General features: G+C 74.4%; 22 protein-coding genes. 5 read left to right on the top strand and 17 right to left on the bottom strand.

Features of this window, described 5'->3' with window-relative positions; translation table 11 throughout:
* Positions 1-4: 4 nt before the first annotated feature.
* The 4 genes from OP18_RS36430 to OP18_RS36415 all read right to left on the bottom strand — a co-directional run bounded on the left by OP18_RS36430 (position 5) and on the right by OP18_RS36415 (position 4,658).
* On the bottom strand, positions 5-679 hold the full coding sequence (locus OP18_RS36430; RefSeq protein ID WP_033363701.1) for a response regulator: 675 nt from the start codon (positions 677-679) through the stop codon (positions 5-7).
* On the bottom strand, positions 676-1,893 hold the full coding sequence (locus tag OP18_RS36425; protein ID WP_156090043.1) for a sensor histidine kinase: 1,218 nt from the start codon (positions 1,891-1,893) through the stop codon (positions 676-678). The genes OP18_RS36430 and OP18_RS36425 overlap by 4 nt, the downstream gene beginning before the upstream one ends.
* A 44-nt stretch (positions 1,894-1,937) precedes the next feature.
* Complete coding sequence (locus tag OP18_RS36420; RefSeq protein ID WP_033363700.1) at positions 1,938-2,447, bottom strand: DUF1453 family protein; 510 nt, start codon at positions 2,445-2,447, stop codon at positions 1,938-1,940.
* Positions 2,448-2,600: 153 nt separating this feature from the next.
* The gene (locus OP18_RS36415; protein ID WP_033363699.1) at positions 2,601-4,658 is read right to left on the bottom strand and encodes a M4 family metallopeptidase; all 2,058 of its coding nucleotides are present in this window, start codon (positions 4,656-4,658) and stop codon (positions 2,601-2,603) included.
* Positions 4,659-5,324: 666 nt separating this feature from the next.
* On the opposite strand from OP18_RS36415, the gene OP18_RS36410 reads away from it, so the two are divergent.
* Positions 5,325-7,034: a bis-aminopropyl spermidine synthase family protein gene (locus OP18_RS36410; RefSeq protein ID WP_156090042.1), complete on the top strand. Its 1,710-nt coding sequence runs from the start codon at positions 5,325-5,327 to the stop codon at positions 7,032-7,034.
* 45 nt (positions 7,035-7,079) lie between these two features.
* Here OP18_RS36410 and OP18_RS36405 read toward each other — a convergent pair whose 3' ends face one another.
* The gene (locus OP18_RS36405) at positions 7,080-7,649 is read right to left on the bottom strand and encodes a TetR/AcrR family transcriptional regulator (protein ID WP_052387857.1); all 570 of its coding nucleotides are present in this window, start codon (positions 7,647-7,649) and stop codon (positions 7,080-7,082) included.
* A gap of 90 nt (positions 7,650-7,739) precedes the next feature.
* On the opposite strand from OP18_RS36405, the gene OP18_RS36400 reads away from it, so the two are divergent.
* Positions 7,740-9,911: a glycoside hydrolase family 3 C-terminal domain-containing protein gene (locus OP18_RS36400; protein WP_033363698.1), complete on the top strand. Its 2,172-nt coding sequence runs from the start codon at positions 7,740-7,742 to the stop codon at positions 9,909-9,911.
* A gap of 19 nt (positions 9,912-9,930) precedes the next feature.
* Here the strand turns inward: OP18_RS36400 and OP18_RS36395 are convergent, their stop codons facing one another.
* Positions 9,931-10,359, bottom strand: coding sequence for a hypothetical protein (locus OP18_RS36395; protein ID WP_033363697.1), 429 nt, complete (start codon positions 10,357-10,359; stop codon positions 9,931-9,933).
* Positions 10,360-10,374: 15 nt separating this feature from the next.
* Entirely contained in the window at positions 10,375-12,840 is a 2,466-nt protein-coding gene (locus OP18_RS61135) for a serine/threonine-protein kinase (RefSeq protein WP_052387856.1), read from the bottom strand.
* A gap of 206 nt (positions 12,841-13,046) precedes the next feature.
* On the opposite strand from OP18_RS61135, the gene OP18_RS36385 reads away from it, so the two are divergent.
* Positions 13,047-13,490, top strand: a complete 444-nt coding sequence (locus OP18_RS36385) for a hypothetical protein (RefSeq protein WP_156090041.1) — start codon at positions 13,047-13,049, stop codon at positions 13,488-13,490.
* Positions 13,491-13,688: 198 nt separating this feature from the next.
* Here OP18_RS36385 and egtD read toward each other — a convergent pair whose 3' ends face one another.
* Genes egtD through egtA form a run of 4 tightly spaced genes read right to left on the bottom strand, consistent with a single transcriptional unit; the run spans position 13,689 to position 17,953 of the window.
* Positions 13,689-14,660: an L-histidine N(alpha)-methyltransferase gene (egtD, locus tag OP18_RS36380; RefSeq protein ID WP_033363725.1), complete on the bottom strand. Its 972-nt coding sequence runs from the start codon at positions 14,658-14,660 to the stop codon at positions 13,689-13,691.
* A gap of 2 nt (positions 14,661-14,662) precedes the next feature.
* A complete protein-coding gene (gene egtC, locus OP18_RS36375) occupies positions 14,663-15,415 on the bottom strand; it encodes an ergothioneine biosynthesis protein EgtC (RefSeq protein ID WP_033363695.1) in 753 nt (250 codons plus the stop codon).
* Positions 15,415-16,806 (bottom strand): ergothioneine biosynthesis protein EgtB, encoded by a 1,392-nt coding sequence (egtB, locus tag OP18_RS36370; protein ID WP_033363694.1) that lies wholly within the window; start codon positions 16,804-16,806, stop codon positions 15,415-15,417. The genes egtC and egtB overlap by 1 nt, the downstream gene beginning before the upstream one ends.
* Positions 16,787-17,953, bottom strand: coding sequence for an ergothioneine biosynthesis glutamate--cysteine ligase EgtA (gene egtA / locus OP18_RS36365; protein WP_033363724.1), 1,167 nt, complete (start codon positions 17,951-17,953; stop codon positions 16,787-16,789). The genes egtB and egtA overlap by 20 nt, the downstream gene beginning before the upstream one ends.
* Between egtA and OP18_RS61125 the strand changes: the two genes are divergently transcribed.
* Positions 17,852-18,070 (top strand): hypothetical protein, encoded by a 219-nt coding sequence (locus OP18_RS61125; RefSeq protein ID WP_245635645.1) that lies wholly within the window; start codon positions 17,852-17,854, stop codon positions 18,068-18,070. The two genes, egtA and OP18_RS61125, sit on opposite strands and share 102 nt — an antisense overlap.
* Before the next feature lie 83 nt (positions 18,071-18,153).
* Here OP18_RS61125 and OP18_RS36360 read toward each other — a convergent pair whose 3' ends face one another.
* From OP18_RS36360 to OP18_RS36345, 4 genes are all read right to left on the bottom strand, one after another.
* Positions 18,154-18,858 carry a TetR/AcrR family transcriptional regulator gene (locus tag OP18_RS36360; protein WP_245635642.1) on the bottom strand — a complete coding sequence of 235 codons (705 nt, stop codon included), beginning with the start codon at positions 18,856-18,858 and terminating at the stop codon, positions 18,154-18,156.
* Complete coding sequence (locus OP18_RS36355; RefSeq protein WP_081971411.1) at positions 18,836-19,258, bottom strand: thiol-disulfide oxidoreductase DCC family protein; 423 nt, start codon at positions 19,256-19,258, stop codon at positions 18,836-18,838. Before OP18_RS36355 ends, OP18_RS36360 begins: the two co-directional genes overlap by 23 nt.
* Positions 19,255-19,794: a hypothetical protein gene (locus OP18_RS36350; protein WP_033363693.1), complete on the bottom strand. Its 540-nt coding sequence runs from the start codon at positions 19,792-19,794 to the stop codon at positions 19,255-19,257. Before OP18_RS36350 ends, OP18_RS36355 begins: the two co-directional genes overlap by 4 nt.
* Positions 19,795-19,884: 90 nt before the next feature.
* On the bottom strand, positions 19,885-20,322 hold the full coding sequence (locus OP18_RS36345) for a DUF3307 domain-containing protein (RefSeq protein WP_033363692.1): 438 nt from the start codon (positions 20,320-20,322) through the stop codon (positions 19,885-19,887).
* Positions 20,323-20,523: 201 nt separating this feature from the next.
* Between OP18_RS36345 and OP18_RS36340 the strand changes: the two genes are divergently transcribed.
* Entirely contained in the window at positions 20,524-21,321 is a 798-nt protein-coding gene (locus OP18_RS36340) for a transglutaminase-like domain-containing protein (protein WP_033363721.1), read from the top strand.
* Between the two features lie 35 nt (positions 21,322-21,356).
* Here the strand turns inward: OP18_RS36340 and OP18_RS36335 are convergent, their stop codons facing one another.
* Complete coding sequence (locus tag OP18_RS36335) at positions 21,357-22,670, bottom strand: pectate lyase family protein (protein WP_033363691.1); 1,314 nt, start codon at positions 22,668-22,670, stop codon at positions 21,357-21,359.
* Positions 22,671-22,778: 108 nt separating this feature from the next.
* On the bottom strand, positions 22,779-23,909 hold the full coding sequence (locus OP18_RS36330) for an LCP family protein (RefSeq protein ID WP_033363690.1): 1,131 nt from the start codon (positions 23,907-23,909) through the stop codon (positions 22,779-22,781).
* Positions 23,910-23,958 lie beyond the last annotated feature (49 nt).

The raw sequence follows: 23,958 nt of genomic DNA, 5'->3' as shown, positions 1-23,958 counted from the left end.
GGCGCTACGCGGTCAGGCCGTGCTCGTACGCGTACCGGACCGCCTGGGCCCGGTCGCGGACCCCGGTCTTGGCGAAGAGCCGGTTCACGTGCGACTTGACGGTCACCTCGGTCACGTAGAGCCGCTTGGCGATCTCCCGGTTGGACAGCCCGGCGGCGATGAGGCCGAGGACCTCCGCCTCCCGCGCCGTCAACCCGTCCGGCGGCGGCTTCCCGGCGGCGGTGCTTTCGCCGGCGGCGGTGCTTTCGCCGGCGGCGGTGGTGGACGTGGCGGCGGTGACGAGGGTGTGGTGGGCGGCCGGGTCGAGGTACGCCTGCCCGTTCGCCGCCGCCCGCACCGCCTGGGCGATCTGCGCCCGCCCGGCGTCCTTCGTCAGGTACCCGAGGGCCCCGGCCCGCATCGCGGCGAGGACGTCGGCGTCGTCGGCGTACGTCGTCAGCACCACGACCCGCGTCGACGGGTGCGCGGCCCGGATCCTGGCCGTCGCGGTGACCCCGTCGCAGCCCGGCATCCGCAGGTCCATGAGGACCACGTCGGGGGTGTGCGCGGCGACGAGCGCCACCGCCTCGTCGCCGTCGCGGGCCGCGCCGACGACCTCGACGTCGTCGAGGAGGCCGAGCAGCACCTCGAGGCCTTCCCGGACCACCGTCTGGTCGTCGGCCACCACCACCGTGATCATCCGGGGATCCTCGCATCGACCAGCCACCCGTCGCCGTCCGGTGCGGCGCTGAACGTGCCGCCGGCGAGGGCGACCCGTTCCCGCAGCCCCGCCAGGCCGTGCCCGCCGGGCGGCGGCGTCCCGCGGGTGCCGTGCCCGCCGGGCGGCGCGGCGTCCGGGGTAGCGGGGGCGCTGTTGCGCACCGTGAGGCGCACCGCGGCGCCGCCGTAACCGACGTGGACGCTCACCGCGCTGCCCGGCGCGTGCTTGCGCACGTTGGTGAGCGCCTCCTGCGCGGTGCGGAACAGCGCCAGCCCCGGCTCGGCGTCGAGGGGCCGCGGCGTCCCCGACACGGTCACGTCCGCGGGTGCGCCGAGGTCGGCGCGATACCCGTCGGCGAGCGCACCGACGAGCTCGCCGAGCGGCACCGGGTCGCCGCGCAGCGCGCCGACGGCCCGGCGGGTCTCGGTGAGCCCGTCGCGGGCGAGCCGCCCGGCCCGCTCCACGAGCACCGCGGCGTCCGCGGCCCGGTCCTTCTCCAGCAGCGCCGCCGCCGTCTCCAGCTGCACCGACAGCGCCGACAGCGAGTGGGCGAGCACGTCGTGGATCTCCCGGGCGAGCCTGGCCCGCTCGTCGAGGGCGGCGACGGTCCGCGCCTGCCGGGCCTGCTCGTCGCGCTGCCGGCGGACCACGCCGAGCAGCGTGACGAGGGCGAGTGACCCGGCCCAGACGAGCGGCTCGGTCCACCCGGCGCCGCGCGCCCACAGCACCGCGGTGAGCCCGGCCGCCGCGAGGGCCGTGCCGGCGGCGGCGACGGCGACCGGCAGCGCCGCCACCGCGACGGTGCCGGCGGCGATGAGGTAGCAGGGCGCGTACCCGCGGGTGTCGAGCGCGCACAGGGCCAGCCCGGCAGCGCCGCACACCGCGATCGCGGCGGCCCGCGGCTGCTGCCCGTCGCGCAGCGTCATCGCCAGCCACGCGACCCCGGCGACCGCGACGAGCGCGATGACGGCGAGCCCCCGCCCGGCCGGTGCGGGGCGCGGGTCGGCGCGCAGCATCGCGAACGTCAGCAGCGCCAGGAACACGAGGCTGCGCGCCTGCCGCCACCTGGCGACGGCGGTGTCGGTGACCGTGAACACGCCCCCAGTCTCCGCCACCCGGCCGGTCACCGCGGTCCCGCGGGCGGCCGCCGCGGCCGCATCGGTGGTGGCCGCGGCCGCATTCGTGGTCGTCACGGTCTCGTCGCCGGCCCGCCGCCGGCCCGCCGTCCCGCCGGGGGTCACCGGGCGGCGGGGCGGCGGTCGCGGTGCGGGGCGAACGGCACGCCGGTGGCGAGGGCGCGCCGGCCGACGACGGCGGCCTCACCGAGGAAGCTGAGCCCGATCACGAACGGCAGCGCGGCGGCGACCACGGCGGCGTCGGCGCCGAGCGCCCGGCCCGCGGCGTCCTCGGCGAAGCGCACCCCGAGGAGCGCGACCCAGACGACGAGCGTCATCGCCGTGTACCGGTACCACAGGTGCCCGTCGCGGACGAACACCCGGACGGTGAGGCCCCGCACGAGCCCACCGGCGGCGGCGAGCACCGCCGCGGCGCCGAGGACCGCCCCGTCGAGGACGGCGTGCGGCAGGGTGCCGCCGGTGAACGCGTGCGACACCTCGTAACCGCCCCAGCCGACGAGCAGCACCGGTGGCAGGACGAGCCGCCGCGCCTGCAGCGGCTCCCCGGTGAACCGGCGGACCAGGACGTACAGGACGGCGACGGCGACCAGCAGCGTGGTGGTGAGGTTCATGCCGCCGACGCTAGGCGCGGCCCCGGGCCGGGCACCGCCACCCACGGGTGGAGCCCGGGTGGAGATCCGCGCCCGCACACGAAGAGGCCCGGGCCGGCGCGCGACCCGGGCCTCTCCCGGTGATTCGGTACTCCTTGCGCTGTGCTGGTGGTGCTAGCTGAGCGTCACCGCGAGGTCGTCGAGGACGAACGACGTCTGCAGGGACGAGTCCTCCGTACCGCTGAACTTGATCACGACGGTCTGGCCGGCGAGCGCGTTCAGGCTGTAGGTGCGCAGGACGTACCCGGACGCCTTGTTCAGGTTCGACAGGGTGCCCAGGGTGGTGGAGCCGGCCGTGATGGTCAGCTTGTCGTACGCGACGGAGGTGGTCGTCTCAGCCGAGTCGATGTGGATGTAGGCCGTGAGCGTGGCACTGCACCCGGCCGGGATGGTCACCGACTGCTGGATCGCCTCGGTGTGCGTCGAGCCGTACCCGTCCAGCCACGAGCTGTACGTGCCGCCGTGCGCGGCCTGGCCCTGGCTGCCCCACTGGCCGATGGAGCCGGTGGTGCCGCTCCAGTTGGCGGTGCCCGACTCGAAGCCCGGGTTGAGCAGCTTCTGGCCGGAGCAGGAGCCGGTCGGCGGGTTCGAGGTGGTGGGCGGCGGGGTGGTGCCACCGGTGGTGCACGTCGGGTCCGCGGACTGCGCCGGGACGTTGACGGCGTTCCACGCGTTCTTGACCGCGTTGAACTCCGTGCAGCTGCCCGGGTACAGGTTCTTGGCCGCGGTGAGCGTCCAGGTGCGGTACTTCAGGTACGACGACGACGAGGTCTTCATCAGCATCGCGTTGTAGAAGATCTTCGTCGCCTTCTGGATGCCGATGCCGACGAGGCCGGTGCTGCCGTTGCAGGTGGTGCTGCTCGGCTGGCCGTTGGTCGGGTTGGTGCCCTCGGCGAGCAGGTAGAACCAGTGGTTGCCGGGGCCGGCGGCCGCGTGGACCTCCTGCGACGGGGTGCTGCTGGAGTAGCAGTTGTCGTCACCGGCGAGCGACGGGTTGTACATGTAGCGGATCGGGCCGCTGCCGACGAGGTTGACCTCCTCGCCGACCTGGTAGTCGGCCGGGTCGTTCGCGTTGGCGGCGAACGCCTCGGTGGCCGCGCCGAACACGTCACCCACGAACTCCTGGGTGCCGCCGTTGGAGATGCCGCCGGGGGTGGTGTCGTCGATGCCGTGACCGACCTCGTGACCCACCACGTCCAGCGAGCTGATCCACTTGCCGGCGGTGTTCTTGCCGATCTGGATCTGCGTGCCGTCGTAGTAGGCGTTCTGGTCGTTCAGGCCGACCCGGATCGGCCAGCCGCCGCCGCTGCCGTTGAAGCCGTTGCGGCCGAGCCACGACGACAGCATCTGCAGTTCCTTCTGGGCGGCGTACAGGGCGTCGACGCAACCGGTCTCCCGGTTGGTGCCGTCGCCGTTGCCCCACACGTCGTCGCTGCCCGTGAACGTGGCGTTGCCGGTCGCGTTCTGGCAGGCGATGTTCGTGTAGTTCGGGTCCTTCATGCTGTACGTGCTGCCGGACAGCGTGGTGTTGATCGAGACGTTGCCGACGATCCAGCCGGTGCCGGTGCCGTGCATGACCCGCTCTTTCTTGCTGAGCAGGGCGCCCGTGGTGGCGTCGACGTTGACGGTGAGGCGGCTCGCGCCCTCCGCGCCGGTGCCGTTGAGCGTCGTCTCGTACGCGAGCTTCGCCGCGCCGTCCAGCGTGTACACGACGAGCTTCGTGCTCTCGACCGCGTTCACGGCCGTGAGCTGCTTACGGGCGACGGCCTCCGCGTCCGCGGCGCTGATCTTCGCCGAGGTCGACAGGTCGCCGATCGCCTGCGTCTGCGCGACCGACGTGTACCTGGTCGTCCCCGCCGCGTCGGTGACCACCACGAAGTCACCGCCGACGACGGGCAGACCCTTGTAGGTCCGCTCGTACGCGACGTACTTCGCGCTGCCCGAGGCGACCAGCGACTTCTGCACGTACGCGTCGTCGGTGCTCGGGTGCAGCACGCTCGGACGCTGGGACACGAACGTCGCCGCGGACTTCGCCGCGACGGCGTTGGCTGCCTCGACGCCTGTGGGCGCCGGCAGTGGGGGTGAGGCTTGCACGGCTGCGGCGGTGCCGGCTGTTACCAGCCCGACCGCGAGCACTCCGGCCGCTGTAGCGAACCGTGGGGACAGCTTCAAGGGTGCCTTCTTTCCAGGGCGGCGCACGGTACCGGGGGTACAGCGTTCGGGTGTGCGCCGGAACCAACCGAGACACGCGAGAGTCGACTGACAGGTGCAACGGCCGGCGTTACGCGCGCCGATCAACCAACCGCATGCTCCATCGACTCATGGCGATTTCAGGACGATCACACAGCCGGATTCATCGGGACAAGACTTCATGCCCTCCGGCCACCCTTGCCGCCACCCTGTACTTCGATGGCTGCCGGGCCGCGAAACACCGCCGAAACGGTTTAACTGATTTCACACCCCCGTCGCTGAATAACTGCAGGTCGTTAACTTTTAACTCATCGATGACCTTTACCGGTCTCGTCCGCTCCGCCCCGCCCCGTAAGGTGGACGATGATGACGCCGCCACCGGACACCGACCCCGCGGCCGAACTGCCGCCGCCCGCAGGACAACCGGACAAGATGATCACGGACACCGGGCGCGCGGCATCATCCGTTCCGCCATCCGGACCCACCACGACGGCCGCTCCTGCCACCGCGGCCGCCTCGACGCCCCACCCCGCCGCAGCGGTCCCTGATCCTGCGGCGGCCTCGGCGGACGGTGGCGGTTCGGCGGACGGTGGCGGTTCGGCGGACGGCGGTGCCGCCGGCGCTGAGGTGGCGGCCGCGGCTGCGGCGGTGCCGATCGACGCGGTGGCGGCACTGGTGACCGAGGCCGGCATCGGTGCCCGCCGTCTGCGCGAGGCGCTGGTCCACCTGGCGACGACCCCGGCGACCCTCGACGACCTCATCCGCGACCACGCCCTGCCCCGCCGGACCGCCGAACAGCTGCTCCGCGCCGCCGGCCCCGACCTGCACACCGCCCGCAACGGCGCACTGCGCCTGCCGGGCGCGTACCGGACCCGCTTCCGCACCCAGCAACACCCCCGCCCGGGCAACGGGCCTTCCTCCCATGCCGGCGATGTCTCCTACGCCGCGACCAATGTGGACGAAGCCCTCACTCATCCCGTGCCGTCGGGCTCCTCTGCGTCGTCGGCCGCGCCTCCCCGCCCGCCGGCCGCCGACCCGGACGCTGATCTCGCCCTCTCCAGCGACAGCGGCGTCTCCGCCGGCAACCGAGCCCTCTCGGACGGCGACGCCGACAACCGAGCTCTCTCGGACGGCGACGCCGACAACCGAGCCCTCTCGGACGGCGATCTCATCGCCCACATGGCGCGGCTGATCGCGGAGGTGCCGACCGACCGGTCCCTCGACCACGTGTCGGCGACCGCCGAGACCGCGGCGCGGCGGGCGCGCTGGCTGGACGAGACGTTCGACCTGGCCGGGGCGCACCTGGTCTGCGTCGGCGACCACGACCTGACCTCGCTCGCGGTCCTCGAGGTCCGGCCCGACCTGCGGGTCACGGTCGTCGACGTCGACGAGCGGCTGCTCGAGTTCATCGCCGAACGGGCCGCGCGGCGGGGGCACGCCGTCGACTGCTGGTTCGCGGACCTGCGGTTCGGGGTGCCGCCGGTGGTCGCCGAGTCCGCGGACCTGGTGTTCACCGATCCGCCGTACACGCCCGAAGGGGTGCAGCTCTTCCTCGGGCGCGGCGCGCAGGCGCTGCGGGACCGGGGCAACGGGCGGCTCATCATGGCCTACGGCTTCAGCCCGTTGACGCCGGCGCTCGGGGTGAAGGTGCAGCGGGCGGTGCTCGACCTCGACCTGGCCGTCGAGGCGATCCTGCCGGCCTTCAACCGGTACCACGGCGCGCAGGCGGTCGGGTCGGCCAGTGACCTCTACGTGTGCCGGCCGACGGCGCGGACCTGGCAGGTGCTGGAGAAGCGGCTGAGCGGGGCGGCGGTCAACATGTACACCCACGGTGAGCACTCGCTGGAGGGCGAGGCCGTCGGGCGCGGGCCTGCGGCGTTGCTGGCGGCGCCGGTGCGGTCGGTGCCGGACCAGATCGATCTCGCCGGGGACCCCGGGCCATGGCTCCTGCGGGTGCTGCTCGCGCTCAATGCTCCTACCCTGAGCTTACAGGTCCCCAACAAATCCCCGGACCTCATCGATGCGAAGCGTCAGGAAGCACTACGCTCCGTCATCGCGGCGAAGTACACCTTACGATACCGCCGCAGTACGCCCTCGCCGAAGCTGGCGATCGTGGAGGCTACGGCGGTGCCCGGTGCGGAGCGGTCGGCGGTGGGGTGGCTGTTGTCGCACGCGCACGGCAAGCTCGGCAACGTGCTGCGTGAAGGGCTGGTCAGGGAGCACGGCCTGACGAAGAACCAGGCCAGGGGCCGGATCGCGGAGCTGGTCCCGGCGTCGTGGCTGGACGCGCGGCTGCTCGATCTGCCCCGCCACGCCATCACCCGGCTGGTCGAAGCGCTGAAGGATAAGGAACGCTGAAGGGCAAGGAACGCTGAAGGGCAAGGAGCGCTGAAAAGGTAAGGACTACCAGCGCAGCAGATCCCCGGCCGTGGCCGCCCACAACGCCGTCAGGTCGGTGCCGGGGGAGCGTAGCCACTGCAGCTGCACCCCGTCCATCAGGGCGATGATCCGCCGGGCGAGGGTCTCCGGCGCGTCGGTGACGTCCTTCGCCAGGTCGGTGAGCTCCCGCAGGATCCGCTGCTGCCGGGCGACGAAGTAGTCGTGCGCCGGGTGGTCCGGGGTCAGCGACTCCGCCTGCAGCACCGCGAACAGCCGCACGATCTCCGGCTGCCCGGCGTTGCGGCGCACCACCGCCGCGCACAGCTGCGGCAGGGTCGTCGGGGCGGGACCGTCCAGCAGGGCGGTCAGGGCCCGGGCGTCCTCGGCGTCGCGGTGTTCGAGGATCGCGATGAGCAGGCCGTCCTTCGAGCCGACGTGGTGCAGCAGGCCGGGCACGGTGAGGCCGCAGTCGGCGGCGACGTCCTGCATGGACAGGCCCCAGAAGCCGCGTTCGGCGACGAGCCGGGTCGCCGCGGTGATGATCTGCCGGCGTCGTTCGGCGGCCGGCAGGCGGGTCCGGTCGTGCCGTGCCATCCGGTGCGCTCCCTCTTGTCGGTGCGGTCGCCGCGGGACTACCGTACCAATACTTAATACTTTACAAGTACTCAGTAAGGGACACCCGCCATGGACCTTGAGGAGAAGGCCGCCGTCACGAGCGGCAGCAGCTTCTGGCGCAGCACCGCCGTCACCGGGGTACCGCAGATCACGCTCACCGACGGCCCGCACGGCGTGCGCAAGGCGCTGCCGGACACCACGGAGCTGCTCGCCAGCGAACCCGCCACGTGCTTCCCGCCCGCTGTCGCGCTCGGCTCGACGTGGGACCCGGCGATCGCCCGCCGGGTCGGCGAGGCGCTCGGCGACGAGGCCCTGGCGATGGACGTCCAGGTCCTGCTCGGCCCGGGCATCAACCTCAAACGCAGCCCGCTCGGCGGCCGCAACTTCGAGTACTTCGCCGAGGACCCGCTGCTCACCGGTGTCCTCGCGGTCGAATGGGTCAAGGGCCTGCAGAGCCGCGGCGTCGGCGCGTCGCTGAAGCACTACGCGGTCAACAGCCAGGAGACCGACCGGATGCGGGTCTCCGCCGACCTCGACGAGCGCACCCTGCGCGAGCTCTACCTGCGCGCCTTCCAGCGGGTGGTGACGCGGGCGAAGCCGTGGACCGTCATGTGCGCGTACAACCGCGTCAACGGTGTCCTGGCCTCCCAGCACCACTGGCTGCTCACCGAGGTGCTGCGCGGCGAGTGGGGCTACGAGGGCCTGGTCGTCTCCGACTGGGGCGCCGTCGCCGACCGGGTCGAGGCGGTCCGGGCCGGGCTCGACCTCACCATGCCGGGCCCCGACCCCGAGGGTGACCGGCGCCTCGTCGAGGCGGTCCGGGCCGGCACCCTGGACGAGTCGGTCCTGGACACCGCCGTGTCCCGGGTCTCCGCTCTGGTACGTGCGGCGCTCGCCGCCCGCACCAGCGCCACGTACGACGCCGACGCCCACCACGCGCTGGCCCGCGAGGTGGCCGGGCGCGGCATCGTGCTGCTCAAGAACGACGGCGGGGTCCTGCCGCTGCGCCCCGGGCAGGGCACCGTCGCGGTCCTCGGCGAGCACGCCCGCACCCCGCGCTTCCAGGGCGGCGGCAGCTCACAGGTCACCCCGACCCGGCTCGACAACGCCCTCGACGAGATCACCGCGCTCGCCGGCGGGCCCGTCACGTTCGCACCCGGGTACGACGACATCGACGCCGCGGTCGCGCTGGCCCGCGACGCCGCCGTCGCGCTCGTCTTCGCCGGCACCGAGCGGGAGACGGAGGGCGCCGACCGGGACGCCCTCGACCTGCCGGCCGCGCACGTCGAACTGATCGAGCGGGTCGCGGCCGTCAACCCGCGCACCGTCGTCGTGCTGTCCAACGGCGCGGTCGTGCGCACCACCCCGTGGGACGCGGCCGTGCCCGCGGTCGTCGAGGGCTGGCTGCTCGGCCAGGCCGGCGGCGGCGCGATCGCCGACGTGCTGTTCGGCCGGGTCAACCCGTCGGGCCGGCTCACCGAGACCATCCCGCTGCACCTCGCCGACCACCCGTCCTACCTGGACTTCCCCGGCGAGGCCGGGCACGTGCGCTACGGCGAGGGCGTCCACGTCGGCTACCGCGGCTTCGACGCCCGGCAGCAGCAGGTCGCGTACCCGTTCGGCCACGGCCTGTCGTACACCACGTTCGACTACGGCCCGGCGACGGTGACCGCCACCCCCGACGGGCTGCTGGTGCGGCTCCGCGTCACCAACACCGGCGGGCGCGACGGGCGGGAGGTCGTCCAGGCGTACGTCTCGCTGCCCGGCTCCGCGGTCCGCCGCCCGCCGCGCGAGCTGAAGGCGTTCGCGAACGTCGCCGTCGCGGCCGGCGCGACCGTCGAGGTGGAGCTGCCGATCGCCCGCGACGACCTCGCCTACTGGGACACCCGCCTGTCCCGCTGGATCGTCGAGGGCGGCACGTACCGGGTCGAGGTCGGCGCCTCCTCCCGCGACCTGCGGGTCACCGCCACCGCCGACGTCGACGGCGACCCGGCGCGGGCGCCGCTGACCGGCGAGTCGACGATCGCGGAGTGGCTCAGCGACCCGAAGGGCGCCGAGGCGCTCGGGGCGCTGTTCGCGTCGCTCGCCGCCGACGGCGAGGCCGGCACGATGGCCCGCACCGCCGGCAACCCCGAGATGCTGACCCTCATGGGCAGCCTGCCGCTGTCGCGGCTGGCGGTGTTCGCCGGCGAGGCGTTCAGCGCCGCCGCCATCGAGCAACTGTCCGCGTCGGTCAACTGACCGTCCGCCGCCGGGTTCGTCAGGTGTACCGCTTGACGAACCCGCGCTGCCACGGCGTCTCGACGGCGTGCCGGGAGTAGTGCTGCCGGACGTACGCGACGGCCTCACCGGCCGGCACCCCGTCGAGGACCGCCAGGCACGCCAGGGCCGTCCCGGTCCGGCCGCGACCGCCGCCGCAGCCGAACTCGACCCGCCCCGCCTCCGCCTCCACCAGCGCGGCCTCGAGGGCGGCCCGCAGCGCCGCCCGGTCCCGCGGCAGGCCGAAGTCCGGCCAGCGCACCCAGTGCGCCGGCCACGGCGTCGCCGCCGGCTCCCGGCCGAGCAGGTACACGCCGAGCGTCGGCACCGGCCCGTCCGGCACCGGCTTGGACAGCGGCCGGCCGCGGACCGTCCGCCCCGACGGCAGGCGCAGCAGCCCCGGCGTGCCCGCCGGCCACAGCTCGGACATGACGCTCCTTCCGGGTCAGACCCTCGGCCGGAAGCTGGCGAACACCAGGTCCAGCGAGGGCCGGGCGGCGGCCCAGTCGGCGTCGGAGGTCTGCCAGTAGAAGCCGTACGCCTGCTTCGGCGACGTGACCACGCCACGGTTGTTGACGTGCTGGCGGGTGCCCCGCCCGAACGTGAACTCCCAGTCCGCCGCCGTCACGAAGTACTGCACCGGCTGGATGTGGATCTCCGCGTAGTTGGGGAAGTCGCCGCCGGCCAGCCGCGCGTCCCGCTGCGTCTGCCAGTCCTTGACCGGGTCCGACTTCGGCTTGTCGGTCTGGTCGATGCCCAGGACCCGCCCGTCGCCGCGGAAGTACACGATCGTGCCCTCCTTGGAGCGCCGCCAGCCGGCCGGCACGTACACCGAGAACCCGGTCGGATCCTGGTAGTCGATCCAGCCTGGGGGCAGCGGCGGCAGCGTGCTGGTCCCGCCCGGCTGCGCCGTCGGCGACGGGTCCGCGGCCGCCGGCTCGCTGGACGGCGCCGCGCTCGGCGACACCGCCGGCGCGCTCGACGCCGGGGCGGTGGCCGCCGCCGTCGAGGGCTGCGCCGAGGCGGCCGGGGTGGCCGTCCTGTCGTCCCCGCCGCCGTCGGGCCACAGCGCCACGGCCGCGACGATGGCGACCACGACCAGCACCGCGGCCGCCGCCGCGAGGAGCTTGGCGGGAGGTAGCTGCCGGTCGCGGCGGGCGCCGGGCACGGGCTCCGGCACCGGCACCGGCGTCGACGTCACGACCGGCGGCACGGGGTCGGCCGCGGCGACCGGCACACCGTCGACCTTGGTCTCGGGCGCGGCGGTCGCGGGCGGTCCGGCGTGCGCGAAGGCCGCCGCGGCCGTCGCGGGCACCAACTCGGGCTCCGGCTCAGGCTCGGGTTCCGGCTCAGGCTCGGGTTCCGGCTCGGGCTCGGGTTCCGGCTCGGGCTCAGGTTCCGGCTCGGGCTCAGGTTCCGGCTCGGGCTCAGGTTCCGGCTCGGGTTCCGGCTCGGGCTCGGGCTCGGGCTCGGGCTCAGGTTCCGGCTCGGGCTCGGGCTCGGGCTCGGGCTCGGGTTCCGGCTCGGGCTCGGGTTCCGGCTCGGGTTCCGGCTCCGGCTCAGGTTCCGGTTCGGGCTCCGGCTCGGTGGCTGCCGGTGCGTCGACGGCCGTGGGCGACTCCTCCACGTCGGCGGCGGGCTCCTCCACCGCCGGCGACTCCACTGCCGGCGACTCCGCCACCGGCGACTCCACCGCAGCGGACTCCACCGCCGGCGTCTCGGCCGCCGGCGCCGGCTGGACCACCGTCGGCGGCTGGACCACCGTCGGCGGCTCCCGGCGGGTGCGCGGCTGGACCACCGTCGGCGGCTCCACCGACGCGGCACGTTCCGCCGCGAGCTCCGCCGGCACGGCACTGTCCGCCGGCACGGCGCGCTGGGCGGGCACGGCCGGCGGCCTGCCCTGCACCGGAGCGACCGAAGCGGCCGCACCGGCCGCGGCACCCGCAGCGGCCGCCGCACCAGCAACACCCGCAGCCTTGGGGGCCGCCGCACCCGCGGCCTTCGGGGCCGCCGGCGCGGGGGCGGGTGGTGGTGCCGCCGCCGGGGCGGTGCGGCCCCAGCCGCTCAGCCACGAACGGCGGCGGCGTTCCTGGGGCGCGGCGAGGGCGGCGCGGAGGCGCTCCTCGGTCTCGGCGAACCCGGCCCGGGCCCGCGGGTCCTTGCGCAGCAGCCCGCGCAGCGCCGGCGCGAGCGGTCCCGCGCGCTGCGGCGGGTCCAGCTCGTCGGAGGCGAGGGCCATCAGGGTCTCCATGGCGGAGCCGCGGCCGTACGGGGAGCGGCCCTCCACGGCGGCGTACAGGGTGGCGCCCAGCGACCACAGGTCACCGGCGGCGCCGGCGGTGCCGTCGCGGGCGCGTTCGGGGGCGATGTACTCCGGTGAGCCGAGGACGAGGCCGGTGCGGGTGACGTGGCCGTCGCCCTCGATGCGGGCGATGCCGAAGTCGGTGAGCACGACCCGGCCGTCGTCGCCGAGCAGGACGTTGCCGGGCTTGATGTCGCGGTGGTGGACGCCGGCGCGGTGCGCCGCCTGCAGGGCGCCGAGCACGGCGAGGCCGATCTCGGCGACCCGCCGCGGCGGCAGCGGACCGTCGGCGCGCAGCGTCTGGTCGAGGGACCGGGACGGCACGTACTCCATGACGAGCCACGGCTGGCCCTCGAACGCGAGCACGTCATACACCCGCACCACGTTCGGATGGGTGAGCCGCGCGGCGGCCCGGGCCTCCCGCAGCGTGCGCTCCATCGCGACGTCGCGCGCGTTGTCGAGCAGCTCCGGCGGCAGGATGATCTGCTTGACGGCGACGTCACGCCCGAGCGTCTCGTCGCGGGCGCGCCACACCCTGCCCATGCCGCCGGCGCCGAGTGGCTCGAGGAGACGGTATCGGTCGGCGACGAGGGCGGGCGCGGCGGTCATGCACAAAGGTGTACCCGATCGATCACCCAAGCACGCAATCGGCACACCGCCCCGCCGCCGGACCGTCGCGAGGATCACCACCGGCCCGCGCGGGCAACTGTCGCCCCCGTGGTGGTTTGCCCCGCCTGAACTGCTGACAACCGGCCCGCACCCGGTCACCTACCGTAAAAGCAGCGCAACCGGTACGGCTCGGAGGAATGGTGCACGTGAACATCCCGCACGGCGACGACGTGGTGACCCCGCTGATCGTCCTCGCCGTCCTGCTGGTGAGCGTGATCGGCACGCTGCGGATGCACCGGTCCCACCGGGCCGCGCGGCGCCCCGCCCCGCTGCGCCCGCACCCGGCGGCGAGGCCGTACACGGAGCCGGTCCCGCCCACCATGCCGTACGCCGGCACCGCCCGCACCGGCACGCACGCCGCACCCGCCGGGACGGCGCCGATGCCCGCGGCGCCGATGCCCGCGGCGCCGATGCCCGGCGCGCCGGCCGGGGGAAGGCGGCGGTTCCACGGCCACGCGATCGCGCCGCCGGCCGCGTTCCCGGAGCCGCCGCGGTTCGCGCCCCAGCCGCTGCACAACGTGCCGTCGACAGGCCTCGCGCCGCGCCCGCCGGCGCCCGCCCGGCACCGCGCGCCCGACCCGACCGTCTGACCCGACCGCCCGACCCGACCGCCCGACCCGACCGCCCGACCCGACCGCCCGACCCGACCGCCCGACCCGACCGCCCGACCCGACCGTCTGACCCGACCAGACCTGCCGTGGCGGCGGCTGTCGGGAAGCCGTCAGTTGCCGGAAGGCCGTGCCGGGCCGGGACAACCGCCGGGGCGGCGTCCCGGCCCGCGGAACCACCTACACGGCCGCCGCCAGGGCCAGGGCGAACCTGCCCTCCGCGTCCGTCCACCAGTGCCGCACCGCGAACCCGGCCGCGGTCAGCTCCGCGGTCAGCCCGTCCTGGCGGAACTTCGCCGACACCTCGGTGCGCAGCTCCTCGCCGTCGGCGAAGTCGACCGTGAGGCCGAGCGCGCCGACGTGGACCCGCTGCGCCCCGGTCGCCCGCAGCCGCATCTCGATCCACTCGTGCCCGGCGTCCCACACGGCGACGTGCCGGAACGCGGGCACGTTGAAGTCGGCGTCGAGGGTGCGGTTGAGCACGTGCAGGACGTTGCGGTTGAACTCGGCGGTGACGCCGGCGGCGTCGTCGTACGCGGGGACCAGCACCGCCGGCGACTTCACCAGGTCGGCGCCGAGCAGGAACCACTCGCCGTGCTGCAGGCGGGCGCGCAGCGCGGCGAGGAACGGTGCCCGCTCCGCGGGGGTGAAGTTGCCGATCGTGCCGCCGAGGAACGCGACGAGCCGGTCGCCGGTGTCCGGCAGCACCTCCAGGTGGTTGACGAAGTCGGCGACGATGCCGCGCACGTGCAGGTCCGGGTAGTCGGCGCGCAGCGTGCCGACCGCGTCGCGCAGCGCGGACGCCGACACGTCCAGCGGCACGAACGAGCCGAGCGTCCCGGCGTCGCGCAGCGCGTCCAGCAGCAGCCGGGTCTTCTCCGAGGAGCCGGAGCCGAGCTCCACCAGGGTCTTCGCGCCGGTGACCCGGGCGATCGACGCGGCCCGGTCGGTGAGGATCTGCCGTTCGGCGCGGGTCGGGTAGTACTCCGGCAGGCGGGTGATCTCCTCGAACAGCTCGCTGCCGCGGGCGTCGTAGAAGTACTTCGGCGGCAGCGTCTTCGGGGTGGCGGTGAGACCGGCCCGGGCGTCGGCCCGCAGCGCGGCCGTGAGGTCGCTGTCGAGCAGGTACACGTCGAGGTCGGGATCCTGGATGGTCACGAGAAGATTCCTTCCGATATGTGTACCGCGGACGGGTCCGCGACGAGCAGGGAGTGTTCGGGGACGGGCCGCCAGGCCGGGCCGTCGTCGAGCGGCTCGGACGCGACGAGGACGGTGCCGTCGCCGGCGCGCACGGACAGGGCATGGCCGTAGGTGACGGCGGCGACGGACCTGCCGTCGGTGAGCAGCAGGTTGAGCCGCGACCCGGGCGCGGCCGCGGCGACGAGCCCGACGACCTGCGACAGCGTGTCGCCGAGGGGTCCGCCGGCGCGCAGCCGCGCCCGCACGAGGGCCCACAGCAGCGCGCTGTCCGTCGGCGCGTCCAGGGTGATGAGGTCGCGGACCGGCAGCCCGGCCGCGACCCCGGTGACGCTGTCGGGCCAGCCGGTGACCCGGCCGTTGTGGCTGAACAGCCACGGCCCGTCGTGGAACGGCGCGGCCGCGGACTCGGTGACCGGCATGCCGGCGGTGGCGGAGCGGACCGCGGCGAGCACCGCGCCGGAGGTCGTCGCCGCCGCCAGCGCGGGCAGCGCCAGGTCGCTCCACAGTGGACGGGCGGAGCGGTACACCACCGGCTGCGGGAGGTCGGCCGACGGGAACCAGCCCAGCCCGAAGCCGTCGGCGTTGATGGTGCCGCCGCCGCGCATGTCCCGCGGCGCCCACGACTGGTGCTCCAGGCCGTGCGGCGGGTCGAACAGCAGCCGCGACAGCGGCGCCGGCGGCCCCAGGTACACCAGGTGCCGGCACACTAGGCGAGCTCCGCGGGGGAGGCGTCCCGGGCGGTGCGGAACCCGCTGAAGATCTGCCGGCGGACCGGGTGGTCCCAGTTGCGGAACGTGCCCCGGCACGCGGCCCGGTCGGTGCCGAACGACCCGCCGCGCAGCATCCTGTAGTCGCCGCCGAAGAACACCTCGGAGTACTCCCGGTACGGGAAGGCGCTGAACCCCGGGTACGGCAGGAAACCGCTGTCGACCCATTCCCACACGTCGCCGATGAGCTGGTGCACGCCCAGCGGCGACGCGCCGTCCGGGTAGGCGCCGACGGGCGCCGGCGTCAGGTGCCGCTGCCCGAGGTTGGCGTGGCGGTCCGTCGGGTCGTTGTCGCCCCACGGGTACCGCCGGGAGCGGCCGGTCGCCGGGTCGTGCCGGGCCGCCTTCTCCCACTCGGCCTCGGTCGGCAGCCGCCGGCCGGCCCAGGTGGCGTAGGCCTTCGCCTCGTGGAAGCAGACGTGCACGACCGGCGCGTCGGGCACGACCGGCGCGGTGCGGCCGAAGGTGGTGGCGTACCAGCCGCCGCCGTCGCGGGTCCAGTGCAGCGGCGCGACGAGGGACGCCTCGGTGCGGTGCCGCCAGCCCTCGGTGGTCCACCAGCGTGGGTCGTCGTAGCCGCCGTCGTCGATGAACGCGGCGTACTGGGCGTTGGTGACGGGGGCCGCGTCGATCCAGTACGCGGCGACGTCGACGCGGTGCGCGGGCCGCTCGTTGTCCAGCGCCCACGCCTCGGTGGAGGTGCCCATGTCGAACGCGCCGGCCGGGACGAGGACCTCACCGCCGACGGTGACCTTCGCCGCGGGCGGCGGGCCGGCGGACAGCACCGGCGGCCCGGAGCGCAGCTGGTGGGTGGCGAGCATGGTCTCGTCGTGCTGCTGCTCGTGCTGCACGATCATCCCGAACGCGAACCCGTCGCGGACCAGCCGCCGGCCCGCGTCCGGCACCTCGTGCGGCAGGGTGTGCGGCAGGGCGTCCGGTGGGGCGTCCGGCAGGGCCGCGTCGGCGGGCAGCCGGTCCAGCACGTCGAGGACCTTGTCGCGGACCGTCGCCACGTACGCGCGTGCCTCCGCCGGGCCGAGCAGCGGCAGCTGCGGCCGGTCCCGGCGGGCGTGCTTGAACGCGTCGTAGAGGTGGTCGATGTCCTGGCGGACCGGCTCGCGGCCGCCGACGTCGCGCACCAGCCACAGCTCCTCCTGGTTGCCGATGTGCGCGAGGTCCCACACCAGCGGCGACATCAGCGGCGAGTGCTGCCGGACCAGGTCGGCGTCGTCGACGGCGTCGGTGAGCAGCGCCGAACGGCGGCGGGTCCGCTCCAGCTCGGCGGCGACGCGCTCGCCGAGGCTCGTGCCGCTACGCTCCGGTTGGCTCATTGCGGGTGCTCCCTTCGATGACGTCCTGCAGGAGTGCGGCGGGCAGGTGCTGCCCGGTGAGCCGGTCCAGGGCGAGGTCACGCACCGCGGCCGCGGCCCTGGCGAGGGCCGGGTCGGCGGTGCCGAGGCGGGCCGCGAGGGCCCACTGCCCGGCGACGGGCGCGCACAGCTCACGCACCCGGTCGATGGTCGGCTCGTCGGCGAGCAGCGCCGTGAGGATCGCCGCCGGGGCGAACCAGTCGGCGCCGCGCAGCGTGTCGAGGTAGCGCACCTCGAGGTAGCCGCGCGGGCGCACCGGCGGGAACAGGGTGCTGAGGTGGTAGTCGAGGTCCGCGTACGTCGGCGGGTGCCCGAGGGCCCCGTCGACCCAGTCCGCGAACGTCACCCCGGCCGGCGCGGTCCACGGGCCGTCGTCGCGCCGCACGCACAGCAGCTGCGCGTCCATCGCGTACCGGGCCCATCGCAGCGCCGGGTCGTCGCCGTCCGGCACGGGCCGGGTCCGGGACGGGTCCATCGCCAGCCAGGTGCGCATCCGCGCCGACGCCCAGCCGGTGTCGTGCCCGGCGTGGTGGCGGGAGTTGGCGAACAGGGCGATGAGCGGCGGGCCCAGGTCGTGCAGCGCGGCCCACCGGGACGGCGGGCCCGCGTCGAGGCACACCTGCAGACCGGCGGTGCTGCACATCATGGTCCGGCCGGCGTCGTTGCGCCGGGCGAAGGTGGCCGCCATCGCGTCGTAGCGGGGGGTGCGGAGCATCCGCCGCGGCGGGCGGTGCGGGTCGATGCCGGTGCCGCCGAGCTCCAGCCCGGCGCGGCCGAGCCGCTCGCTGAGCTCCGCCAGGTCCGCGCCGACCGCCTCGTGGAGGGCGGTCAAGGACCGTTGGGGGAGGGTGGAAAGCTCCACCTGGCCACCCGGCTCGAGGGTGACGGCCGACCCGTGCCGCAGCGGCAGGCTCGCCGCGCCGGGGCGCAGGGTCGGGGGTGCGTGGTCGCCGAGCGCCTGACACATCCGATCGGGATCGATGTATGTCGTCGGATTCGCGCTGGCATGGACGGTGTACTCAAGCTCGACGCCGACCGTCTCCGGTGGACCGGTTTTGAAGCAGATCGATGCAATGTAGCCCTCGGCCTGCTCAATCGCACAGATCACCGCATCGGGATCGGCGGCCGTGCGGTCGATGCGCAAGGTCGCCATGCGAGCCGACGCTACCCGAGGATCCAGCGGCCGGCGAATGTTCACAGTGAACAAACGATTACCGATCAATGACGAACACCCGTTCGAACTGGGCGAACGCTACCCGGTCAGGAGCTGGCGAAATACCCGGCCGGGTGACGCTCACACCTGCCGGCTCAGCGCAGCATCCGGTACAGGGTGAGCATCTCGCGCACCACGGGCTTGAACACCCGGAACCGGGACATGCCGACCAGCCGGTCGATGAGCGGCGCGGACCGCTCGACCAGCAGCCGGGTCTTCTCCTGGCCGGGGGAGGTGTCGTGCACCCAGTACAGGGTGACACCCATCTGGGCGAGCCACAGCAGCTCCGGCAGCTCGGCCCGCAGCTCGGGGTCGATCTTCGTGGTGGCGCCCTCGACGACGTCGGCGAACATGCGCAGCGAGCGCTCCCGCGCCGGGGCGGAGTCGGCGCTGAACGGGCTCAGCGGCGACCCCGGCTCGGCGGCGGTCTTGAAGAACGACCCGGCGAAGCCGTGGTACGGCGCCATCGTCTCCACCCCGGTGAGCATCGCGGCGCGCAGCCGGTCCACGAACGGCCCCGGGGTGGCCAGGGCCTGCCGGCACGCGTCGGCGTGGGCGTCCTGCACGGTGGTGTAGAACGCCTGCACCAGGTGACCCTTGGACGGGAAGTAGTAGTACGCGTTGCCGACCGACACGCCGGCGGCGGCGGCGATCGCCCGCATCGTGGTCTTGTCGTAGCCCTGCTCGCCGAAGAGCCGCACCGCCGTGTCGACGATCAGCCGCCGGGTCTGCTCACCCTTCGCGGTCGACTCGGCGCCCGCGGTGGCGGGCGGGGCGTCAGAGATCGCAGGTTCCACCACAGTCCGAACCATATCCCTGGGTGAGGCCCGGGCCGGTCCGCTGGTCCTGCCCGTCGCGCCCGGCCCGGCGCAGCGCCGCGGCCGCCGCGACCACCCGCCGCGCCGTGGGCCGCAGGTCCGGCGCGGCCAGCCGCGCGGCCAGCCCGCGGTACCCGTCGAGGGCCCACAGGCAGATGATCCACGCGCTGTCGCCGGTGTAGACGCCGCCGTCGTCGGCGACCACGGTGATGTCGGCGAGGGTCTGCGCCGGGTCGAGCGACGGGTACCGCCGGCGCGCCTCGTCCGACCCCGCCGCCACGAACTCCAGCGGCACCAGCTGCGCCCGCGACGCGAGCCACGCCCGTGCCGTGCGGCACAGCCCGCAGCCCGCGTCGTAGAGCACGGTGAGCCGGGTGATCACAGCGGCGGCCGGGGCTCGTCGTCGTGGTCCCGCGGGGCGGCGGGCGGCTGCGCCGGCGGTTTCGGGTACCCGTGCGGCGCGGCGGCCGGCGGTGGCGCGGCGGGGCGGGGCGCCGGCGGCACCGGGTACGGCAGCGGCGACGGGTAGCCGGCGGGGATCATCCGGGCCGGCGGCACCGGCGGCGGCAGCTGGTCCAGCATCCGGCGGCGGCGGAACCGGCTCAGCACGTACAGGTTGAAGAAGTGCAGCCCGCCGAGCACCAGCAGCACCAGGCCGAGCTTCCACGCCAGGGCCTCCATCGCGGAGCTGCCGTCCGGCAGCGACTGGCCGATCTTCAGCGCCACCGCGACGTAGCCGAGGTTGAGCAGGTAGAAGCCGACGACCAGCAGGTGGTTGACCGACTTGGCCAGGCGCTCGTCGGCGAACGCGTCGTCGAGGAACACCTGGCCGTTCTTGAGCAGTGTCCGGGCCACCCAGACGGTCAGCAGGATGCTCACCGCCAGGTAGATCAGGTACGTGCCGAGCTTGAGGTCCATGACCGGCGCCCTTCTTGAACGTGTTCAACTATGGACCACGCTAGCCCCGTTCTTGAACATGTTCAATTGTGCGCCGGGTCTCAGCGGGTGCTACAGGCCGGCCACGAGCAGCGCCGCCACCAGCAGCGACGCCTGGTGCAGGGCCTGGTCGGCGACGTACATGCCGCAGACCGGGCTGGTCGTGTCGGCGAACTGCGGGGAGCCGGTCGCGCGCAGCACCGCCCGCACCGGCCAGCGGCGGTCGAGCAGGCCGTGGGTCACCGCGGAGAACGCGACCCCGGCGGCCACCCCGGCCGGGGACAGCGGCAGCCGCAGCGCCGCGCAGGTCAGCAGCAGCGCCGCGGTGATCGTCAGGTGGTAGGTCAGCAGGTGCCCGGCGAGCGCGCGCCAGCCGGCCCCGCCCGGGCCCGCCTTGTGGCTGGCCTGCCGGTCCGTCTGCGCCACGTGGTCGCCGAGGGAGTGCCCGACGAGCAGGACCGTGAGGGTCACCACGAAAACGACGGACCGGGTCAGCGTGTCATAGGACATGATGGAGGGGCTCCTCACGGGGAGCAGCGGGACGGTTCGGTCTTGGAGGATGGGGCCGTCCCGCCGCATCGACATTGATGGAGCCGCCATCATGCGCACGGTTCGGCGTGGAGTTCTACGTCGAACGTTGCAGAACACATGTGTCGTGGGTCGCGTGCCGGCGGGTCGTGCGCGGGTTCCCGGTTGGGTATGAACGGTGGCATGGTGGACGCGCGCGTGGGCAGCACCCTGGAGTTCCAGGTACGGGAGCCGGCCGAGCTGCAACTGATGATCGCCGTCAGCCCGGGCCCCGGGGTGACCGCGCAGGAGACCCTCGACGCGCGGCTCGACGGCGAGCCGGTCGCGGTGACGCCGGTCGCCGGCGGGCACTGGCTGCGCGTGGGCACCGGCCTGCTGCGGGTCGAGTACACCGCCGAGGTCACCGTGCGCCGCGGGCCGCCGCCGCGGCTGGAGCTGGCCGAGCGCATCACCGCGACCAGGCCCAGCCGGTACTGCCCGTCCGACCGGCTCGCCGGGTTCGCCGCGCGGGAGTTCGAGCGGTTCGCGCCGTCGCGCGCCGACACCGTCGCGGGGATCGTGGACTACGTGCACCGGCACATCCGGTACGAGGCCGGCGCCTCCACCGGCACCACCGACGCGGCCGAGACGCTGCTGTCCGGCGCCGGGGTCTGCCGCGACTTCGCCCACCTCGTCGTGGCCCTCGCCAGGGCCGTGAACATCCCGGCGCGCACCGTCGCGGTCTACGCGCCGGGCCTGTCACCGATGGACTTCCACGCCGTCGCCGAGGTGGCCGTGGACGGCGAGTGGCGGGTCGTCGACGCGACGGGCCTGGCGCCGCGGCAGAGCATGGTCCGCATCGCGACCGGCGCCGACGCCGCGGAGACCGCGTTCGCCGGCGTCCTGAGCGGGACCGCGGAGCTCACCTCGATGCAGGTGCGCGCCGTGACCGCCGGCGACCTCCCGGTCGACGACGGCCACGGCGTCGTGCACCTGCCCTGATCCGCGGCAGCCGGCCTGCCGGCTGCCGCGGGACCTCAGAAGCCGAGCTTGCCGGCGCCCGCCTGCGCGGTGACCAGGGTGGGCACCGCCGTGGCCGGGTCGGGCGCGGCGACCCGCAGGGCCGGCACCCAGGTGGCGGGTGGCAGGTCCGGGTCGTGCGTGGCGTTGTACTGCGCGACCAGGTTCACCTCGGACACCGGACCCGTGCCGACCCGGGTGGCCGTGCCGAGCTCGGTGATGCCGCCCGGCGCGGTGCCGCGCCAGTCGTACACCACGTCGTCCAGGGCGATGTCGGCGCTGCGGAGCAGGAAGTTGTTCTCCGCGTACACCTGGGCGTAGACGCCGACGCCCCAGGAGTAGCTGTAGGTGTCCTCGTCGGTGGCGTAGAAGTAGTTGTCGTACACGTCGACCTGGCCGAAGCGGACCCGCGGCACCCGCTGGCCGACGTTGGCGAAGCGGTTGTGGTGGATGGTGACCCGCAGCTTGCCGACGTCGGCGCCGACGGTGTTCGACGAGCCGATGAGCATCGTCTTGTCGTGGTCGAAGAAGGTGTTCCAGGAGACGGTGACGAGGTCCGCGGCGCGGATCACGTCGAGGGCGCCGTCGTGCACCTGGTACGGCCGGCCGAAGTACAGCGGCTGCGTGTCGTCGGTGTTGTTGCCGTCGCTGAAGTTGTTGTGGTCGACCCACACGTGCGTGGCGCCGGTGACGGTCACCGTGTCGTACAGGGAGTTCCAGTTGCCGGCCGCGCCGTCGGTCGGGTCCCACGACGGGAAGCAGTCGTGGGCGTCCTCCAGGCGCAGGTTGCGCAGGATGACGTTGTCGACCTTGTCGATGAGCAGGTTCGCGCCGCTGATCTTCGAGCCGCCGAGGCCGATGATCGTGGTGTTGCCGCCGACCTTGATGTTGACCCGGGCGCCCTGGTTCTTCGCCGAGCGGGCGCGCGCGTCCTCGAGGGGACCGGTCGGCTTCGTGGCGCGGCCCCAGACCGCCGGGTCGTACGCGGCGAGGAACGCCTCCAGGCTGTAGGCCGGGTCGGCGTAGTCGGCGCAGCTGTAGCCGGCGTTCGCGTCGATGCCGCCGGACACGAACACGATCTTCGGGGTGTCGCCGGCCACGGCGGCGGCCAGCTCGTCACGGGTACGGACGGTGAAGACGTGCTCGGCGTCGGCGGCGGACCCGCCGGTGGTGCCGGTCGTGTCCGACGCCCAGCCGTCGCCGGCGGGCAGGCCCTGGCGGGCTAACGCGAGGGCGGCCGCCGGCGTGCCGGCCGCGTCGGCGCTGACGGCGGCGCCGGCGAGCAGGGCCGCGCCGGCGAGGGCCGCGGCCGCGATGGTGGTCTTGCGCATGCAGACTCCAAGCGTGCAACAGGGGTGTCAGGAAAGCGCATTCCTCAGGTCAACGTGCCACCGGCGCTCAATGGAGTCAATGCCGCGGCGTTTGCAGGAATGTTGCAGTCAGGCGTGCGGCACGACCCAGTCCGGGTGCTGCTCGGCGAAGGCGTCCAGGCGGTCCTCTCGGGCCGCGCCGAACAGCTCCAGCGTCGTCGGGTCGAGCTGCTCGAACGCCGTGCCGCCGCGCGGCGCCGCGGTGAACTTCCCGCCGTTGGTGCGCAGCATCGTCACCGCGGCCGGGCGCAGCCCGCGCAGCAGCAGCACCCAGTCGGTGACCGACCGGCCGTTGCCGTCGAACGTCAGCGACTCACCGACCGCGGTCAGCGCCCGGTGCAGGGCCAGCGGGTTGCCCAGCACGCCGGCGGAGTGCAACCGCTGCCCGAGCGCGGTGATGAGCTGCTGCTGGTGCCGCTGCCGGCCGTAGTCGCCGTCCGGCAGCAGCTCCCGCTGCCGCACGTAGTCCAGGGCCTCCCAGCCGGCGAAGTGCCGGCAGCCGACCGGGTACACCTGCGGCCGGACCCCCGCGACCGGCTCCGGCCGGAACGTCGGCGGGATCAGCCGGAACGGCGGCGTCTGCCGGCCGGCGGCGTCCCACCCGATGTGCACCGAGACCGTCTCCACGTCCACGCACAGGTCGACCCCGCCGACCGCGTCCACCACGCGTCTGAGCCCGGTGAAGTCGATGATCGCGCCCGCGTCGAAGGCCAGGCCGGTGACCCGCCGCACGGTCGCGGCCAGCAGCGCGAACCCGCCGGCCCGCCCGCCCTCCTTGGAGCCGTCGGCGAACGCGGCGTTGAGCTTGTCGGTGCCGTACCCCGGGATGTCCACCTTCGTGTCCCGCGGCAGCGACACCAGCCAGGCCCGGTCGCCGCCGGCGGACACGTGCACCACGATCACCGAGTCGGCCCGGGCGCCGGCCTGGTCCTCGCCGGGCCGCGCGTCGATGCCCACGAGCAGGATGTTGCGCCCCGGCTGGGCCGCCGCCGGCGCGGTGTCCCGCGGCAACCCGATCGCCGGCCCACCCGTCGGCCGCGGCGCCGACTCGATGGTGATCTCCCGCGGCGGGCTGTCCCGCGCCGCCTCGCCGAGCAGGTCCATCCGCTCGACCGAGCCCTCGTAGTGCCGCCACGCCACGGTCCCGCCGCCGGCCAGGACGGCGGCCGCGGCGATCGCGGCGAGCAGCCCGCGCCACATCCCGCCACCTCCCCGCCTCCGGTCTCCACCCGCCTGATCGGCCGGGGGA

The organism is Dactylosporangium aurantiacum, assembly GCF_000716715.1.
GTDB lineage: Bacteria > Actinomycetota > Actinomycetes > Mycobacteriales > Micromonosporaceae > Dactylosporangium > Dactylosporangium aurantiacum.
The sequence above is the reverse complement of the archived record's forward strand: the minus strand, read 5'-3'. Positions and strand labels throughout refer to the sequence as shown.